Annotated in this window: 15 protein-coding genes and 1 tRNA gene; 10 read left to right on the top strand and 6 right to left on the bottom strand. The window is 53.3% G+C overall.

From position 1 onward, the window contains the following. Window position 1: 1 nt before the first annotated feature. The gene (gene efeB / locus ACMGGP_RS10240) at window positions 2-1,279 is read left to right on the top strand and encodes an iron uptake transporter deferrochelatase/peroxidase subunit (protein ID WP_132499906.1); all 1,278 of its coding nucleotides are present in this window, start codon (window positions 2-4) and stop codon (window positions 1,277-1,279) included. A gap of 571 nt (window positions 1,280-1,850) precedes the next feature. Next, window positions 1,851-2,639 carry a phosphate starvation-inducible protein PhoH gene (gene phoH, locus ACMGGP_RS10235; RefSeq protein WP_010258505.1) on the top strand — a complete coding sequence of 263 codons (789 nt, stop codon included), beginning with the start codon at window positions 1,851-1,853 and terminating at the stop codon, window positions 2,637-2,639. 170 nt (window positions 2,640-2,809) lie between these two features. Here the strand turns inward: phoH and ACMGGP_RS10230 are convergent. The 6 genes from ACMGGP_RS10230 to eptA form a co-directional block, all read right to left on the bottom strand. Further along, a tRNA-Ser gene (locus ACMGGP_RS10230) sits at window positions 2,810-2,897 on the bottom strand. A gap of 264 nt (window positions 2,898-3,161) precedes the next feature. Beyond that, complete coding sequence (gene msrA, locus ACMGGP_RS10225; protein ID WP_158149243.1) at window positions 3,162-3,695, bottom strand: peptide-methionine (S)-S-oxide reductase MsrA; 534 nt, start codon at window positions 3,693-3,695, stop codon at window positions 3,162-3,164. A gap of 59 nt (window positions 3,696-3,754) precedes the next feature. After that, window positions 3,755-4,321: a flavin reductase family protein gene (locus ACMGGP_RS10220; protein WP_022625495.1), complete on the bottom strand. Its 567-nt coding sequence runs from the start codon at window positions 4,319-4,321 to the stop codon at window positions 3,755-3,757. Between the two features lie 310 nt (window positions 4,322-4,631). Next, window positions 4,632-5,690 (bottom strand): two-component system sensor histidine kinase PmrB, encoded by a 1,059-nt coding sequence (pmrB, locus tag ACMGGP_RS10215; RefSeq protein WP_060680407.1) that lies wholly within the window; start codon window positions 5,688-5,690, stop codon window positions 4,632-4,634. Next, window positions 5,687-6,367 carry a two-component system response regulator PmrA gene (pmrA, locus tag ACMGGP_RS10210; RefSeq protein ID WP_010670822.1) on the bottom strand — a complete coding sequence of 227 codons (681 nt, stop codon included), beginning with the start codon at window positions 6,365-6,367 and terminating at the stop codon, window positions 5,687-5,689. Before pmrA ends, pmrB begins: the two co-directional genes overlap by 4 nt. Next, window positions 6,367-7,995 carry a phosphoethanolamine transferase EptA gene (gene eptA / locus ACMGGP_RS10205; RefSeq protein WP_498798404.1) on the bottom strand — a complete coding sequence of 543 codons (1,629 nt, stop codon included), beginning with the start codon at window positions 7,993-7,995 and terminating at the stop codon, window positions 6,367-6,369. The genes pmrA and eptA overlap by 1 nt, the downstream gene beginning before the upstream one ends. A gap of 454 nt (window positions 7,996-8,449) precedes the next feature. Here eptA and otsB point away from each other — a divergent pair, with 454 nt between their 5' ends. The 8 genes from otsB (at window position 8,450) to cheW (ending at window position 17,093) form a co-directional block, all read left to right on the top strand. Further along, window positions 8,450-9,238 carry a trehalose-phosphatase gene (gene otsB, locus ACMGGP_RS10200; RefSeq protein ID WP_498798403.1) on the top strand — a complete coding sequence of 263 codons (789 nt, stop codon included), beginning with the start codon at window positions 8,450-8,452 and terminating at the stop codon, window positions 9,236-9,238. After that, entirely contained in the window at window positions 9,235-10,671 is a 1,437-nt protein-coding gene (otsA, locus tag ACMGGP_RS10195) for an alpha,alpha-trehalose-phosphate synthase (RefSeq protein WP_010258527.1), read from the top strand. Before otsB ends, otsA begins: the two co-directional genes overlap by 4 nt. Window positions 10,672-11,690: 1,019 nt before the next feature. Beyond that, on the top strand, window positions 11,691-12,044 hold the full coding sequence (flhD, locus tag ACMGGP_RS10190; protein WP_010258528.1) for a flagellar transcriptional regulator FlhD: 354 nt from the start codon (window positions 11,691-11,693) through the stop codon (window positions 12,042-12,044). After that, a complete protein-coding gene (gene flhC / locus ACMGGP_RS10185) occupies window positions 12,041-12,619 on the top strand; it encodes a flagellar transcriptional regulator FlhC (RefSeq protein WP_010258532.1) in 579 nt (192 codons plus the stop codon). Before flhD ends, flhC begins: the two co-directional genes overlap by 4 nt. A gap of 133 nt (window positions 12,620-12,752) precedes the next feature. Then, a complete protein-coding gene (motA, locus tag ACMGGP_RS10180; RefSeq protein ID WP_003849139.1) occupies window positions 12,753-13,640 on the top strand; it encodes a flagellar motor stator protein MotA in 888 nt (295 codons plus the stop codon). Further along, entirely contained in the window at window positions 13,637-14,578 is a 942-nt protein-coding gene (motB, locus tag ACMGGP_RS10175) for a flagellar motor protein MotB (RefSeq protein ID WP_010258536.1), read from the top strand. Before motA ends, motB begins: the two co-directional genes overlap by 4 nt. An 11-nt stretch (window positions 14,579-14,589) precedes the next feature. Beyond that, complete coding sequence (gene cheA / locus ACMGGP_RS10170; RefSeq protein ID WP_182504426.1) at window positions 14,590-16,572, top strand: chemotaxis protein CheA; 1,983 nt, start codon at window positions 14,590-14,592, stop codon at window positions 16,570-16,572. A gap of 23 nt (window positions 16,573-16,595) precedes the next feature. Further along, window positions 16,596-17,093, top strand: coding sequence for a chemotaxis protein CheW (cheW, locus tag ACMGGP_RS10165; RefSeq protein WP_010258541.1), 498 nt, complete (start codon window positions 16,596-16,598; stop codon window positions 17,091-17,093). Window positions 17,094-17,244 lie beyond the last annotated feature (151 nt).

The raw sequence follows: 17,244 nt of genomic DNA, 5'->3' as shown, positions 1-17,244 counted from the left end.
CATGAGTCGCAAGGAAGATGACGCGCAGCCTGCGCGTCGTCGGTTACTAAAAGGGCTGGGGCTGCTGGGTGGCGCGGCAGCGCTGAGCGGCGGCTGTCCGTTCCATGCAGCCGCCGCCGACAGCTTTTCGCCGGGTACGGTTACGCCGCAGGCCCGACAGCAGATGCAGCCGTTTTATGGTCAGCATCAGGCGGGTATCACGACGCCACAGCAGGCATCGATGATGCTGGTGGCGTTTGATCTGCTCAGCAGCGATAAAACGGAGCTGGTGCGTCTGTTCCGGTTGCTGACCCAGCGTATTGCCTTCCTGACCACTGGCGGTCCGGCACCGGTAGTCACCAATCCGCGGTTGCCGCCAATGGATTCCGGCATTCTTGGGGCGACTATCGCGCCTGATAATCTGACGATTACCGTGTCAGTCGGCAACTCACTGTTTGATGAACGCTTTGGTCTGGCGCCGCACAAACCGAAAAAATTGCAGCCGATGACTCGCTTTCCCAATGATTCGCTGGATGCCAGTCAGTGTCATGGCGATCTGCTGTTGCAGTTCTGTGCCAACACCCAGGATACGGTGATTCATGCCCTGCGGGATATCATCAAGCATACGCCTGACCTGCTTGGCGTACGCTGGCGGCGCGAAGGCTTTATCTCCGATCACGCCGCGCGCAGTCAGGGGCAGGAAACCCCGATCAACCTGCTGGGTTTCAAAGATGGCACCGCCAATCCGGATACCCACAATCCTGCTCTGATGAATCAACTGCTGTGGGTGACAGACGATCAGGACGAACCGGTCTGGGCGCGCAATGGCAGCTATCAGGCTGTACGGTTAATCCGCTTTCACGTCGAAATGTGGGATCGCACGCCGCTGGGCGAGCAACAGACTATCTTTGGTCGCGAGAAATTAAGTGGCGCGCCGCTGGGGATGCAGCATGAGCGCGACGTTCCGGATTATGCCCGTGATCCGGACGGCGAAGTGATTGCGCTGGATGCGCACATTCGTCTTGCCAATCCCCGCACGCCAGAGACGGCAAGCAGCCTGATGCTGCGGCGCGGCTACAGTTACTCCGCGGGTATCTCTGCATCGGGACAGCTGGAGATGGGGTTACTATTCGTCTGCTATCAGCACGATCTGGAACGCGGCTTTCTCACGGTGCAGCGGCGCCTGAACGGCGAAGCGCTGGAAGAATATATCCGGCCTTTTGGCGGCGGTTACTTTTTTGTTTTGCCCGGTGTACCAGACGCCAGCCATTATTTAGCGCAGTCGTTGCTGGAAGCCTGATTAAAATTCAACCACTGTGGGCGTCCCTTTTCTGGTCGCCCACGTTTTACGGTTTTCGTGCTTTGCTGACTGAGGTTAAACTGAGTTTTAGCGGTTGTCTGGCATATATAAAATAAGCTAATTCACTGTAATAAAACGCTTTTACATTTTGCCTTAAAAGAAATACATACACGTGATTAGCAATTCTTTTGCCAGCAGGTAAAATTACTATTGCAAAGGCCCAACAAAATGGTGCACTTTATTAAACAGGCGTAATCGGATGTGTTGATGTATCACACTGGAGTTCGCGCATGGGTCGAGTCTTTAATGGAAAGTCACTGTCAGTAAATAGATTGCGCCTGACCGCGAGGGCAATTCTGCCTCGTTATTTCTTCCTTCCTTCAACCATCTCTTTTGTTTTATCGCATCCTGTTTTATCCGGTGTTCAGCTACGCTATTGCGCTGCTGCATACCCACTATCCTGTCCTGTCATGGCTCAAAAGGAAGCCAACTGAAACCTCTAAAGCGTTCACGTTATCGCAACGGGCCACCGGCCTGACGCAGGAAATGAAACCAACTGAAAGGTGCCACTATGGGAAGACAGAAAGCAGTGATCAAAGCGCGTCGTGAAGCAAGAAGAGTGCTTCGTAGTGACTCAAGAAGTCATCGTCAGCGTGAAGAAGAGTCGGTCACTTCGCTGGTGCATATGAGTGGACTGGATGCCATTGGCATGGCGCGCGATACGCGTGACCGGTTGCCAATTGAAGCCCGTAATGAAGCTCAGGCGCACTATCTTAACGCCATAGAGAGAAAACAGCTGATCTTCGCAACCGGTGAAGCCGGGTGCGGTAAAACCTGGATCAGTGCCGCAAAAGCGGCTGAGGCCCTGATTAATAAGGATATCGACAGGATTATCGTTACGCGCCCGGTACTGCAGGCAGATGAGGATCTGGGATTCCTTCCCGGCGATATTTCTGAGAAATTCGCGCCTTATTTCCGCCCGGTTTATGACATTCTGGTTAAACGTCTTGGCGCATCCTTTATGCAATATTGTCTGCGTCCGGAAATTGCCAAGGTAGAGATTGCACCGTTCGCCTATATGCGTGGTCGCACTTTCGAAAATGCTGTGGTAATTCTGGACGAGGCGCAGAACGTCACCGCCGCGCAGATGAAAATGTTCCTGACCCGACTGGGCGAAAACGTCACGGTCATTGTTAACGGCGATATTACCCAGTGCGACTTGCCCGCTGGGGTGCCTTCCGGTCTCGCAGACGCGCTGGCGCGTTTCGAAGAGGACGAGATGGTTGGCATTGTACGCTTCGGCAAAGAAGATTGTGTGCGTTCTGCGCTGTGTCAGCGCACCCTGCACGCGTATAGCTAGCGTTTGATTGAGTAGAAGTGTAGCGCCCAAACCCGGCTCCGGCCGGGTTTTCTTATTGTGGGGCAGCGGCTGCGCACGTGGTCGTTCCCCGGCGGGAGTTATCACGCTCTCTCAGAGTGAAATATGCAAAAAGAAGAGCCTGAACAAAAGTTCAGGCTCTTCTTTGAAGATGGCGGTGAGAGAGGGGTTCGAACCCTCGATACGTTGCCGTATACACACTTTCCAGGCGTGCTCCTTCAGCCACTCGGACACCTCACCAGATTTACTTCGCTGACCGCGATGGGTCAACGGGGCGGTACTATAGGGAGTCGACTGAAAACGGTCAAGCACTATTTTTCTCTTTTGATCTATTCGCTTAAGCTCTGAACGAATCGATTTACTGCGGCATAAAACCCGCCGTTTTACCGGCCACATCCCGTCATCCTGATGAGCCCGGTCAGGTGAGTTTTATGGCAGCAAATAAACCGGGGCGGCGTTCTCACCCTCGTTACTGGTCAGACGCTGCCCCGACTGATGCCGGAATCAGCGCTTTACTCTGTTAGCGAAACTTTTACGCAGCTTCTGCAATTTCGGTGGAATGACCGCCATGCAGTAGCCGTTGCGCTGGCCCGCGCCTTCCCAGTAATCCTGATGATAAGCTTCAGCGGGATACCACTCTTTCAGCGGCTCAATGGTGGTCACCACCGGCACATCATGGTCAGCCTGAGCGCGGGCAATGGCGGCGCGTGCTTCCGCTTCCTGCTCTGCATTGGCCGGGAAAATGGCGGAACGATACTGGGTGCCAATATCATTACCCTGACGGTTAAGCTGGGTCGGATCATGCGTCACAAAGCTGATATCCAGCAGATCGCCAAAGCTGACTTTCTCCGGGTCGAAGCCAATGCGGATCGCTTCCGCATGACCGGTCGCACCGCTGCAGACCTGCTCATAAGTCGGATTAGGACGAGCACCGCCGGTATAACCGCTTTCTACCGACTCTACGCCGATCACATCCTTAAATACCGCTTCGGTACACCAGAAACAGCCGCCAGCGATAACTGCGTATTCGATTGCCATAATAATTTACTCCTGTCAGGTCGAAAGAGGTGAATGGGGTCGCAGAAGAGCGCTTTCAACTAGATCAGCATCTCCGGTTTAAAATCGCCGCTCTTATCCAGTATTTTGTCGCTCATCACGCTGAACCGGCCTTCGCCAGTGTAGTGCAGGGTAGTGGGGTATTCCGGCTGCTCGGCAACGTGCGCTTTAACAATCTCAAAAATAAACAGGTTGTAGTTAGCGACCATCGAATCGTCATAAAGCTGACACTCAAAGCTGGCAAAACATTCGGCAATCATCGGCGCGCCAACCACCTGAGCGGGTTCCGGCGTCAGGCCAAATGCCTCAAACTTATCAATGCTGTCGCCGTGGCTGTTGCCGATTGCCACAACTTCATCAATCAGCGAGGCAGAAGGAATGTTCAGCACGCACTGACCGCTGTTGCGGATAAGCTCATGGCTGTGGTTCATACCGGCAATCATGCAGCCAACCAGTGACGGAGAAAACTCCAGCACCGTGTGCCAGCCGAGCGTCATGATGTCATGTTGATCTTTGTACTGCGAACTGAGCAGCAGCACCGGTCCGGGCTCAAGATATTTGCGGGCTTTGCTGACCGGAAAAGCATATTTGTGCATGCGTTGGCTCATGGCATAACTCCTGAAACGGAACGTAGCCATTAAGTGTAGAGCACCGGGCGGATGCAGCAGGCGTGTCAGCGGGCAGAAATGCGAGGTTGATGGCGGCGTCCGGCAGCGCAGACATTTTTAGCGGCAGTGTCGCGAGCTTAAGGTTTCCTTAATATGCAATCGCGATACTGCCTGCTTTAACTGAGGATGATGCTATGAAAACTGCTCCTGTTGCCCTGTCTGTGACTGCTCCGCGTCCGATGAGTGAATATGCTGCACTGCTGATTGCCGCAGCCACGGTCGTTCTGTTCCTCTCCGCCTGGTTCAGCGCTTAAAACTTCACCACGGCACGACAACCGCTTCGGTCGCGGCGGTTCTCTAAGAAAAACTGAAACCGGTGTAACTGGACGATGCGGCTGACGATGCTCAGCCCGAGTCCGATACCGCCGTAGCGGCTGTCCATCCGGATAAACGCTTTACTCAGCTCGCCACTTTTACTCTCATCAATTCCCGGGCCCTGATCTTCCACCACCAGCATCGGCTGAGGAGCTAACACCAGCTGCACACTGATGGTGCTGTTATCCGGGCTGTAGCGATGGGCGTTCTCGACCAGGTTACGCAGCAACATCTTCAGCAGCGTGGCATCACCACGCACAAACTGCTCCTGCGGCAGATCGAGCACCAGCGTCTGCTGATGCGCCTCCAGCATAATACTCAGCTCTGCCTCCATTGGCAGGATCACATCTTCAATCAACCCCACGTTCTGATAGGTGCCAGAGGTAAAGGACTGTCCGGCGCGCGCCAGATTCAGCAGCTGCGACACACTGTGCGTCATCTGATCCAGGCGCTGCACCAGCGGCTGAACTTTGACATCGCTGTTACGTTCGATTAACTCCAGATGCAGCCGCAATCCCGCCAGCGGCGTGCGCAGCTCATGTGCCACGTCGGCGGTGAACAGCCGTTCGCGCTCCAGACTGCTGTTCAGACGCGCGACCAGCTGGTTTATCGCCTGCGTCACCGCATCGATCTCCTGAACCTGACTGTGGCAGGAGACGGGATCAAGATTCTCTTCGCTGCGACTCTCCAGTTCACGCTGCAGCTGATAAAGCGGCCGGGTAATCCACTTCACCGCCTGATAGCAGAGCAGCAGCGTCAGGGTAATCATCACCAGACTCGGCACCGCCAGGCTGGCTACCGCTTCATGCACTTCACGCTTAACGTGACTGTCCATGTTGCGCTTCTGCAGCTGCGCTTCCACCAGAAACTGAATCTGCTCTTTGCTCTCATGCCACAGCCAGACCACGCTGATCACCTGGAAAACCAGCAGGATCAGACCGATGGTCAGGATAAGGCGAAAGCGCATACTGCGATGATCGAAACGTCTTATCATGTTGCCTCACGAACGCCATCCTGCGTCACCAGCGCATAGCCAAAACCGCGCACGGTGCGGATAGCGCTTTTGCCGATTTTGTCGCGCAGATTATGGATATGCACTTCCAAGGTATTAGTAGAAGGCTCGGTCTCCCAGTTATAGATATCCTGGTAGAGAATTTCACGGTGAACCGGATTCCCGGCCTTGAGCATCAGCCGTGACAGAATCGCAAACTCTTTGGGTGTCAGATCCAGCAGTACGTCGCTGAGCGTAATCTGGCGATGGGTCATATCCAGCGCCAGCGCACCCACTCTGACATGACTGTCGCCCTGATTGACGTGGCGGCGAATCAGGGCGCGGATCCGCGCCAGCAACTCATCAAGCGAGAACGGTTTGATCAGATAGTCGTCCGCGCCTGCGTCGAGTCCGGCAATGCGTTCGCTGATGGTGTCGCGTGCGGTCAGGATCAGCACCGGCGTCATCTTCTTCTGCCGCCGCAGTCGTATCAGAAAATGCAGTCCATCTTCATCCGGCAGGCCAAGATCCAGCACCACCAGGCTATACAGGCCGCTGGCGAAATGCGCTTCAGCATCCCGCACCCGCGTAACGCCATCACAGACATAGCCTTCCCCTTCCAGCGCCAGCATCAGACCCTGCAGCAGCAGGGCATCATCTTCAACAATCAGTATCTTCATTAAGGTTGGCTCCGACACGACGTCAAAATATCATCCGCAGGCACATATTCGTGGGTCGCGGTGCCGGTTAATCCCAGCATGGTTGAAAACAGATTATCCTGTGAAAAATCGTCTGTCGCCGCCAGTTTATTCAGACAGCCGCGATTAACCGCATAACGTTTCTGATAATCATCGGAAAGCCAGATCAGCAACGGCACATGTTTCTGGGTGTCCGGCGCGATAGCATAGGGCAGGCCATGCAGGTAAGCACCATTTTCACCCAGGGATTCGCCATGGTCAGACAGATAGACCAGGCTGGTGGTGAAGCGGTCCTGATGCGCGCGCAATACATTAATGGCTTTATCGACGATGTGATCCACATTGACCAGCGTATTGTCATAGGTGTTGATCAACTGTTGTTGCGAACAGTCCTGGATCTGGTTGGTGTCGCAGGTCGGTTCAAACTGACGAAACTGTGGCGGATAGCGATGGCTGTAAGTCGGGCCATGACTGCCAATGGTGTGCAGCACAATCACTGCGTTGCCTTTTAACTGGCTGATATATTCATCCAGACCGTGGAACAGCACGTCGTCATAACACTCACCGTCAATACACATGCCGGGCAGGTTCAGGCTGGTCATGTCCTGATGCGGAACCCGATCGCAGGCACCTTTACAGCCTCCATCATTCTCATTCCACAACACGCTGATGCCGGCGCGCTGAATAATATCCAGCAACCCCTCCTGATGCGCGGCCAGCACATCATCATAGTGGGCGCGCGGCATGTTGGAGAACATGCAGGGCACGGAGACCGCCGTCGCCGTCCCGCACGAGGTGGTGTGCGGAAAATAGATCACATCATCTTTCGCCAGTAAGGGGTTGGTCAGACGACCGTAACCGCCCAGCGAGAAGTTTTGCGCGCGTGAGGTCTCTCCCAGCACCAGAATAGTCAGGTTAGGTTTGCCACTGCTGCGGCTGGGCTGCAGATGCGCATCTTCACCAATGCGTATCAGCGGCGCGTTCTGTAACTGCTCATGCTTATACCAGGAGAGCGTCGCCGCAATGCTGTTAGAGGGGCTAAGCGCCTTTACCAGTTCACGGTTGTTGCGGAACAGCGAGGCGTAATCTTTATAGAAGAGCAGGGCGACCAGCACAATCAGCGCTGCTGACAGCAGCACGCTGAGCAGTCGCGCCAGCACGCCGCGCCACTGCTGCTTTTTAAGTCGCGGCCAGAACACCAGCAACGCCATCAGCACGCCTGAGCTGAGCAGGGTTACGAGTAGCTTTGGCGTAATCAGCGCAAAAGATTCCGAGGCAGTGGTATCCATCATGTTGGTGATCATCGAGCGATCGACCACGATGTTATAGGTATGAATAAAGAACTGTGCCGACGCGGAGAGCAGAATAAACAGCGCGGCCAGTAGCCGATCCAGCCAGATAAACGAGGCCAGTGTAATCACGATATTGATCACGCTAAAGGCGACCAGCGGCATCGATAAAAATACCAGGGTGGTGTGCAGGTCGTTCAGTGGCATCACCGCCAGCACCTGACGGTAATAGACAATGTTAAGGAAAACCGCGATATAAACCGCAGCCAGAATCAGCAACGTAAGGCGGCTAATCAGCGGCCTTTTCAGAGTAAACGCCATGTGAGCAGGAACCCGAGTAATAAAAGTGTCACGAGAATGCGCTTTCAATATTAGGAATACCTTAAGAAGCTTAAGGTTTGAGGAGTGCCGACTCTGCCGGGTGCGATACGTGCGTGACTCCAGTCAGCAGCGGATCGTGTCTGGCCTGATCATCGGAAGCGAAGCAGAATTGAATGGTGCTTTTATGCTGACTTAACCGCAGCGGCTGGCATGAAACCTGCATCTTTTTGGCATAACCCCTGTTAATGACTACACTTACTGTGAAGATGTTCTCAGTTAGCCAGTATTGTCAGCAATGCGCTTGCAAGTTTGAGGAGAGTGACCTATCCCGTTACCGCGTTTTATCCCTCAATCACCGCTTTATCAGAATTTCCCGCTTGCTGACCTGACTGCGTCAGGACATTCTTGTTTTAACTCAATGTTTTATTAAAATTCGATTTTCAGGAGAAGTAACGTGACCCAAGCGGCAGACACCCATGCCAGGTACCCGACATTAAGCGGCGGGCAGTACGCCTTCTTTTTTGATGTCGACGGCACGCTGGCAGCGATTCAGTCCCGTCCCGAAGCGGTATTTATTCCTGAGCAGGTCATCGCGCAACTGCAGCAGCTCTCTGCACTCTCGCAGGGCGCGCTTGCGCTGGTCTCCGGCAGACCCATAGAACAACTTGATGCGCTGGCCGCTCCCTGGCACGGCCCGGCTGCGGGCGTACATGGTGCAGAGCGCCGTGATGCAGAGGGTAATCTGCAACGCATCAGCCTGCCGGTCGAGGTGGAGCAATCGCTCAGGGCGGAATTGCAGGATGCCATGGCATCCTGGCCTGGCACCCAGCTGGAGGTAAAAGGCATGGCTTTCGCAATTCACTACCGCCAGGCGATGCAGCATGAGCAGGATGTGATGCGACTGGCTGAACAGTCAGTAAAACGTTTTCCCGGACTGGCGCTTCAGCCGGGGAAATGTGTGGTAGAGATTAAACCGGCAGGTATCGATAAAGGCGCCGCAATCAGCGACTTTATGCAGCAGCCCCCTTTTGCCGGACGTACGCCGGTCTTTATTGGCGACGATCTGACGGATGAGAAGGGCTTTCTGGCCGTGAACGCACGGCAGGGCGTCTCGATCAAAGTCGGAGAAGGTTCCACCCAGGCCCATTATCGGCTTCATGATGTCGATGCGGTTTACGGCTGGCTGGAAAGAACATTATTACTATCAGAACAAGACAACGTCGGTAAGGAGTTTAGGTTATGAGTCGTTTAGTAGTTGTATCTAACCGTGTCGCCATGCCCGATGGGTCAAAAACCAGCGCTGGCGGTTTGGCCGTCGGTATTCTCGATGCACTAAAAAGCACCGGTGGACTGTGGTTTGGCTGGAACGGTGAAATCAGCGAGTACACAGGCGAAGAGGTGGAAGAAGTCACGGTTCAGGAACATGAGGGTATTGAGTATGCCTCGTTCCCGCTGAGCCAGAACGATTACGATCTCTACTATTGCCAGTTCTCAAACACTGTAATCTGGCCCGCATTCCATTATCGCCTTGACCTGGTGCAGTTCCAGCGGGAAGCCTGGGAAGGGTATTGCGACGTTAACGATGCGGTGGCACAGCGTTTAAAACCGCTGATTAAGCCGGATGATATTGTCTGGATCCACGATTATCACTTTTTACCGTTTGCAGCCGCGCTGCGTCGGGCGGGCATTAATAACCGCATCGGCTTCTTCCTGCATATTCCGTTCCCGACGCCTGAAATATTTAATGCGCTGCCGCCGCACAAAGAGCTTCTGGAAATGCTGTGCGAATATGACCTGCTGGGTTTCCAGACCGAATCGGATCGGGTGGCCTTCCTCGACAGCGTCAGCCAGCTCACGCAGCTGCAGAATAAGGGCGACAAAAAACATCGCGCCTTTGGCAACACCTTTATGACTGAGGTTTATCCCATCGGGATTGAGCCAGACAGTATTAAAGAGATGGCCGAAGGGCCGCTGCCACCGAAAATGGCCGCCATGAAGAAAGAGCTGGGCGATGCACGCAATATTATTGCCTGCGAACGTCTCGACTATTCCAAAGGTCTGCCTGAGCGTTTTCTTGCCTATGAAGCGCTGCTGGAGAACTTCCCGCAGCATCGCGGCAAAATCCGCTACTCGCAGATTGCACCAACCTCGCGCGGTGATGTGCAGGCGTATCAGGATATCCGTCATCAGCTGGAGACCGAAGCAGGGCGCATCAACGGTAAATACGGTACGCTGGGCTGGACCCCGCTCTACTACCTTAACCAGCATTTTGACCGTCGCCTGCTGATGAAAATCTTCCGTCTGACCGATGTCGGTCTGGTTACGCCGCTGCGTGACGGTATGAACCTGGTGGCGAAAGAGTACGTGGCTGCGCAGGACCCGGATGATCCCGGTGTACTGGTGCTGTCGCGCTTTGCGGGTGCGGCTAACGAGCTCACCTCCGCGCTGATTGTAAATCCGTATGACCGTGATGAAGTGGCCGCCGCGCTGGATAAGGCGATTACTATGCCGCGTACCGAAAGGATTTCACGCTACAACGATATGATGGCGGTATTGCGTAAAAATGATATTACCGCCTGGCGTGAAGGCTTCCTGAAAGACCTGGAGCGCATTGAACCGCGCAGCGTTGACCACAACACGGTTAACAAGGTCGCGACCTTCCCAAAACTCGCCTGATATCTGTTCTGACTCAGGTTATGAAAGCAGCGTCGCCTCTACGGCGTCGCTGCTTTTTTTTCGGCCCAGATCACAGAAAACTCGCCTGCTATCTGTTAACGACCACTTGCTACGATTCTACGCTGATAACGTCAGTGGCTGCCCGGAGTGGCCCGATAAATGCAGGTAAGCCCGGAAACCCCCGTCCCGTCAGCCCCTGCCGCTTTCTTTACCTTCTTTACTCAAGTTTCTCTTCAGGCTGCCGATAGTGATAGTGCCAACGCATAACCCTTCGTTAATTCATTCGACTTTCTTATATAACCCCTTGTTACATTGGGAATCAGAGTCTGTACACCTTGCCACCACTGTTAACGCCAGGTTGCCAGAAATCTTCCCTGATGCCGTATAAACCTTAACGATTTCATTACTCACCCTCTGCGATACTCCCCTTAAGTAACTAATTTAACAGCAAATACCCGCACGGTGCGGTAGCATAATATGCTGATAACCTTTCTTTGGGTGGTTCTAAATAGGGTGTTAAAACGATTAACACCCGATATTCATTCCGGACCGCGCAAAGCGTCGAATAGCGATGCTTTTACCCCCTATTAAACCTTTCTCAGGACCAATTGGACTTAAAATCGGGCTTTTTTGCTCAAAAAATGACCAGTCGGTAAGTAATGGTAAAGGGTTACTGAAGAAATTTGCGTTAAAAGTGTGATCTGCGTCACACTTTATCTAAAATTTCATATCACTGTCGTTGTATGTGGAAATCAGACGATATAGATTTGCGTTGTTTTCGGAATAGTCCTAAAAAATGTAAGAAGACGTCACGGAAGATGTCCAGAACTCGAAAATAAAATGGCATGGATTTTCGACCTTCGGTGGGTCTGAAACCCACACAAAAATGGAAGGCGAAAACGGTGACATTAACGTTACGTAAAGTTTTTTTTGCCATCTTTTGATTTAACAAACAGCAGCTCGAACCGCAGATTTATTCTGCGATACAGTTACGTCGCATCTCTCAGGATGGAAAAATAATGGGCACCTCTGAAGTACTGAAACATATTTACGATCTCAACTTGTCTTATTTACTGCTTGCGCAGCGTTTAATTAACCAGGATAAAGCTTCTGCAATGTTTCGCCTCGGAATTGACGAGAAAATGGCGAATGCATTATCTGAATTAACATTGCCTGAGATGGTAAAAATGGCGGAAACCAATCAACTGGTTTGCCAGTTTCGTTTTACCGATAGCAGCACCATTAATCGCCTGACGCAGGAATCACGCGTGGATGATTTACAACAAATCCACACCGGCATTTTATTATCGAGCCGTTTACTGCGTAATGCGTCTAAAGATGATGCACCTGCTAAAAAGAGAGCAATGTCATGAGTGAGAAAAGTATTGTTCAGGAAGCACGTGATATTCATCTCGCGATGGAGCTCATTACATTAGGTGCCCGCTTACAGATGCTTGAGAGCGAAACCCAGCTGAGCCGCGGTCGTCTCATTAAGCTCTATAAAGAATTACGTGGCAGTCCGCCACCGAAAGGTATGCTGCCGTTCTCTACGGACTGGTTTATGACGTGGGAGCAGAACATTCATGCTTCTATGTTCTGTAACGCCTGGAAGTTTTTGCTGAAAACCGGGTTGTGCAGCGGCGTCGATGCCGTGATTAAAGCTTACCGCCTGTATCTTGAACAGTGTCCTCAATCGGACGAGGGCCCGCTGTTGGCGCTGACTCGTGCCTGGACCCTGGTCCGATTCGTTGATAGCGGTATGCTGGAACTGGCAGATTGTAAAAGCTGCAACGGCAGCTTTATTAATCATGCGCATCAGCCGGTTGGCAGCTTTACCTGCAGCCTGTGCCAGCCACCATCACGGGCAGTAAAAAGACGTAAACTTTCTGCAGAACCTGCCGATATGTTTCCACAACTGCTGGATGAACAGGTTAAACACGCCGTTTAAGTTTGTTCGCACTGTGGAAGCCATCCAGCAGCGGTTAATACCGCTGCTTTTTTTTTGCTTGCGGTTCAGGAATAACATCTGCGGCTCTCTGGCTTAACTTCCACCAACACGTTACGGACGTAAGGATTTTTTTGTGCTGATAATTATAGGTTACCTGATTGTTTTAGGCTCCGTGTTGGGCGGATATGCGCTGGTAGGTGGCCATCTGGGCGCGCTTTATCAGCCAGCCGAATTATTAATGATCGGCGGTGCCGGTGCCGGTGCTTTTTTAGTCGGCAACAACGGTAAGTCGATTAAAAAAACGCTGAAGGCGCTGCCTAAGTTATTTCGCGGCTCCAAGTACAACAAAGCGGTTTACATGGATTTGATGGCGCTGCTTTATCGCCTGATGGCGAAGTCGCGTCAGCAGGGCATGTTATCGCTGGAACGCGATATTGAAGATCCCAGCCAGAGTGAAATTTTTGCTAATTATCCCCGCATTCTTGCCGATAAACAGTTAGTGGATTTTATTACTGACTATTTACGCCTGATGGTGAGCGGCAACATGAACGCTTTTGAAATCGAAGCGTTGATGGATGAAGAGATTGAGACCTACGAACACGAGTGTGACGTACCAGCGCAAAGTATTGCTGCAGTGGGTGATGGTCTTCCGGCATTCGGTATCGTCGCCGCGGTAATGGGCGTGGTCCATGCACTGGCTTCGGCCGATCGTCCGGCCGCTGAACTCGGTGCGCTGGTCGCGCATGCGATGGTGGGCACCTTCCTGGGCATCTTGCTGGCCTACGGGTTTGTCTCTCCACTCTCGTCAGTGCTGCGTCAGAAGTGTGCGGAAACCACCAAGATGATGCAGTGCATTAAGGTGACATTGCTTTCGAGCCTGAATGGTTACGCGCCGCAGATTGCGGTGGAATTTGGTCGTAAGACACTCTATTCCGCCGAGCGCCCGTCGTTCAGCGAACTGGAAGAGCACGTACGTAACGCCAAGAACCCGGCTAAACAGACTTCAGACGAGGCTTCATGAAACACGGCAATCGCCCAATTGTGCTGATCAAAAAGCGCAAACATAAAGGCCATGAAGGCAGCCACGGATCGTGGAAGATTGCCTACGCCGACTTTATGACGGCGATGATGGCCTTTTTTATGGTGATGTGGCTGCTCTCAATCGCCAACCCGCAGGAGCTGGTGCAGATAGCAGACTACTTCAAAACACCGCTGAAGGTAGCGATTACCGGCGGGGCGCGCAGCAGCGACAGCGAGAGCCCGATCCCCGGCGGCGGTGATGATCCGACTAAAAAGATTGGCGAAGTGAACAAAGTCGTCGATATGGACGCCCAGAAACGCAAGCTGGATGAGATTCGCCTTAACCGGCTGCGTGAAAAGCTCGACCAGCTGATTGAAGCGGATCCGCGTCTGAAAGCGCTGCGCCCGCATCTGATCATCAACATGGTGGAAGAGGGGCTGCGTATTCAGATTATCGACAGCCAGAATCGCCCGATGTTTAAGACCGGTCGGGCCGAGGTTGAGCCCTATATGCGCGATATTCTGCGTGCGATAGCGCCAGTCCTTAACGACATTCCGAACCGCATCAGCCTGGCCGGACATACCGATGATTTTCAGTATGCCAGCGGTGACAAAGGCTACAGCAACTGGGAACTGTCGACAGACCGTGCTAACGCCTCACGCCGTGAACTGGTGATGGGCGGCTTAGACAGCGGAAAAATTTTACGGGTGTTGGGTATGGCCGACACCATGCGCCTGAAAAATCGTGGCGGTAATGACGCCGTTAACCGCCGCATCAGCCTGCTGGTGTTGAACCACGACACCGAAGCGGCAATAGAAAAAGAGAACGCAGAAAGTGATGCCGTCCAGATCAGCGATCCGGCGGCCATTGAACAGATTACCGCACCTGCAACACCAGGCGGCGCGGTGAATACAGCAGCCCCCTCACAGCCGAGGTGATTCCCGTGAGTATGGACATCAGCGATTTTTACCAGACGTTTTTTGATGAAGCCGATGAGCTATTAGCGGATATGGAACAACACCTGTTGGGCTTAGACCCGCAGGAGCCAGATTCGGAACAGCTTAACGCCATCTTCCGTGCCGCTCACTCCATTAAGGGTGGGGCCGGAACCTTTGGTTTTACGGTATTACAGGAAACGACTCATATCCTGGAAAACATTCTGGATGGTGCTCGTCGCGGCGAGATGCAGCTCAGCACCGACATCATCAACCTGTTTTTGGAAACCAAAGATATTATGCAGGAACAGCTCGATGCTTATAAAACCGCGCAGGAGCCTAACGCGGAGAGCTTCAAATATATCTGTGAAGCGCTGCGCCAGCTGGCGCTAGAGGCCAAAGGTCTGCCGGTTGATGTTCCGGTTAGTGTTGCCACTGCCAGCGCAGAATCGGCCAGCACCAGCGGCCTGCGTGTACAGCTGATCGATCTCAAAGAGAAAGAGGTCGATCTGATGCTGGAAGAGATGAGTAATCTCGGCACCCTGACCAACGTGCAGAAGGGCAGCACCACGCTGGATGTCTGCATTGATGGCGTCGGTAAAGATGACATCGTGGCGGTGCTCTGCTTCGTCATCGACGAAGCACAGATCCGCTTCCCGGCAGCTGACGAAGCCGTTGCCGCGCCAGCTGCTGTTGCAGCCGAGGCCGAACCGGTGGTGGAAGACGTTCACACCGCCACCGTCACCGAACTGCCGGTGGCCGCAGTGAAGCGTGAAAGTAAGCGCGTCGCGGCACCTGCCAAATCAAGCGAATCCACCAGCATCCGTGTTGCGGTGGAGAAAGTCGATCAGCTGATCAACCTGGTGGGCGAACTGGTCATTACCCAGTCAATGCTCGCTCAACGTTCCGGCGAACTCGATCCGGTCGCGCACGGCGACCTGCTGAACAGCATGGGTCAGCTGGAACGTAACGCCCGCGATCTGCAGGAATCGGTGATGTCGATTCGTATGATGCCAATGGAATATGTCTTCAGCCGCTTCCCGCGTCTGGTGCGTGACCTGGCCAGCAAACTCGGTAAAGAGGTCGAACTGACGCTGCTGGGCAGCTCAACCGAACTCGATAAGAGCCTGATTGAACGCATCATCGATCCATTAACGCACCTGGTGCGTAATAGCCTTGACCACGGTATCGAAACTCCAGAGAAACGTCTGGTGGCCGGTAAAGTGGCAACCGGTAACCTGACGCTTTCAGCGGAACATCAGGGCGGCAACATCTGCATTGAAGTGTCTGATGATGGTGCCGGTCTGAACCGTGAACGTATTCTGGCTAAAGCCCTCTCATCGGGCCTGCCGGTTCACGAGAACATGAGCGACGAAGAGGTCGGCATGCTGATCTTCGCACCGGGCTTCTCCACCGCAGAGCAGGTGACGGATGTTTCAGGACGCGGCGTCGGTATGGACGTGGTGAAACGAAATATTCAGGAGATGGGCGGTCACGTCGAGATCGCCTCGAAGCAGGGCAAAGGCACCACCATTCGTATCCTGCTGCCGCTGACCCTGGCCATCCTTGATGGGATGTCCGTTCGTGTGGCCGATGAAGTCTTTATTCTGCCGCTGAATGCGGTGATGGAATCGCTGCAACCGCGCGCCGAAGAGCTGAAACCGCTGGCCGGTGGCGAGTGCGTGCTGGAAGTGCGTGGCGAATATCTGCCACTGGTCGAGCTGTGGAACGTCTTTGATGTGCAGGATGCCAAAACCGAGGCCACTCAGGGCATCGTGGTAATCCTGCAAAGCGCGGGCAAACGTTACGCGCTACTGGTCGATCAGCTGATTGGCCAGCATCAGGTGGTGGTGAAGAACCTGGAAAGTAACTATCGCAAAGTGCCGGGCATCTCTGCCGCCACCATTCTTGGCGATGGTAGCGTGGCGCTGATTGTTGATGTTTCAGCACTGCAATCACTTAACCGTGAAAAACGTGTGGCTGGCGCTGCCGCCTGATTGATAACGAAAGGGTAAATAACATGAATGGAATGGCAACCGTGACAAAAATCGCTGGCGAAACTGTGGGTCAGGAGTTTCTGGTCTTCACGCTGGGCGACGAAGAGTACGGCATCGATATCCTCAAAGTTCAGGAAATTCGCGGTTACGATCAGGTAACGCGTATCGCAAATACCCCTGAATTTATTCGCGGCGTCACTAACCTGCGCGGCGTTATCGTGCCGATTATCGATCTGCGCGTGAAGTTTGCGCAGCCCGATGTTGAGTACAATGAAAACACCGTGGTTATCGTGCTGAATCTGGAAAATCGCGTGGTCGGTATCGTGGTTGACGGCGTCTCTGATGTGCTGTCGCTGACCCAGGATCAGATCCGTCCTTCACCAGAGTTCGCTGTGACCATGTCCACCGAGTACCTGACCGGTCTGGGTGCGCTGGGCGATCGCATGCTGATTCTGGTCGACATTGAGAAGCTGCTGAGCAGCGACGAGATGGCGCTGGTGGATAACCTGCGTAGCGCGTAATTGAATCATCACGGGCCGGTTATGGCTGGCCCGTGATAGTTTCACTGAGCGATAATTCCTTTCTAATCATACAATAAAGCCGCATTGCACTCTAATTTCCCGCTGTCACCTGCCGATAATCCCTCAGTCACTTTAATTACCTACTTTCTTC

The organism is Curtobacterium sp. BNK-1 (assembly GCF_048685235.1).
Lineage (GTDB): Bacteria > Pseudomonadota > Gammaproteobacteria > Enterobacterales > Enterobacteriaceae > Pantoea > Pantoea agglomerans.
This window is presented reverse-complemented; position numbering and strand designations above follow the sequence as displayed.

What these genes read in the sequence shown, in the direction of transcription:
- efeB (WP_132499906.1), top strand. Translation starts at nt 2, where the DNA reads ATGAGTCGCAAGGAAGATGACGCGCAGCCTGCGCGTCGTCGGTTACTA.
- phoH (WP_010258505.1), top strand. Translation starts at nt 1,851, where the DNA reads ATGGGAAGACAGAAAGCAGTGATCAAAGCGCGTCGTGAAGCAAGAAGA.
- msrA (WP_158149243.1), bottom strand. Translation starts at nt 3,695, where the DNA reads ATGGCAATCGAATACGCAGTTATCGCTGGCGGCTGTTTCTGGTGTACC.
- ACMGGP_RS10220 (WP_022625495.1), bottom strand. Translation starts at nt 4,321, where the DNA reads ATGAGCCAACGCATGCACAAATATGCTTTTCCGGTCAGCAAAGCCCGC.
- pmrB (WP_060680407.1), bottom strand. Translation starts at nt 5,690, where the DNA reads ATGATAAGACGTTTCGATCATCGCAGTATGCGCTTTCGCCTTATCCTG.
- pmrA (WP_010670822.1), bottom strand. Translation starts at nt 6,367, where the DNA reads ATGAAGATACTGATTGTTGAAGATGATGCCCTGCTGCTGCAGGGTCTG.
- eptA (WP_498798404.1), bottom strand. Translation starts at nt 7,995, where the DNA reads ATGGCGTTTACTCTGAAAAGGCCGCTGATTAGCCGCCTTACGTTGCTG.
- otsA (WP_010258527.1), top strand. Translation starts at nt 9,235, where the DNA reads ATGAGTCGTTTAGTAGTTGTATCTAACCGTGTCGCCATGCCCGATGGG.
- flhD (WP_010258528.1), top strand. Translation starts at nt 11,691, where the DNA reads ATGGGCACCTCTGAAGTACTGAAACATATTTACGATCTCAACTTGTCT.
- flhC (WP_010258532.1), top strand. Translation starts at nt 12,041, where the DNA reads ATGAGTGAGAAAAGTATTGTTCAGGAAGCACGTGATATTCATCTCGCG.
- motB (WP_010258536.1), top strand. Translation starts at nt 13,637, where the DNA reads ATGAAACACGGCAATCGCCCAATTGTGCTGATCAAAAAGCGCAAACAT.
- cheA (WP_182504426.1), top strand. Translation starts at nt 14,590, where the DNA reads ATGGACATCAGCGATTTTTACCAGACGTTTTTTGATGAAGCCGATGAG.
- cheW (WP_010258541.1), top strand. Translation starts at nt 16,596, where the DNA reads ATGAATGGAATGGCAACCGTGACAAAAATCGCTGGCGAAACTGTGGGT.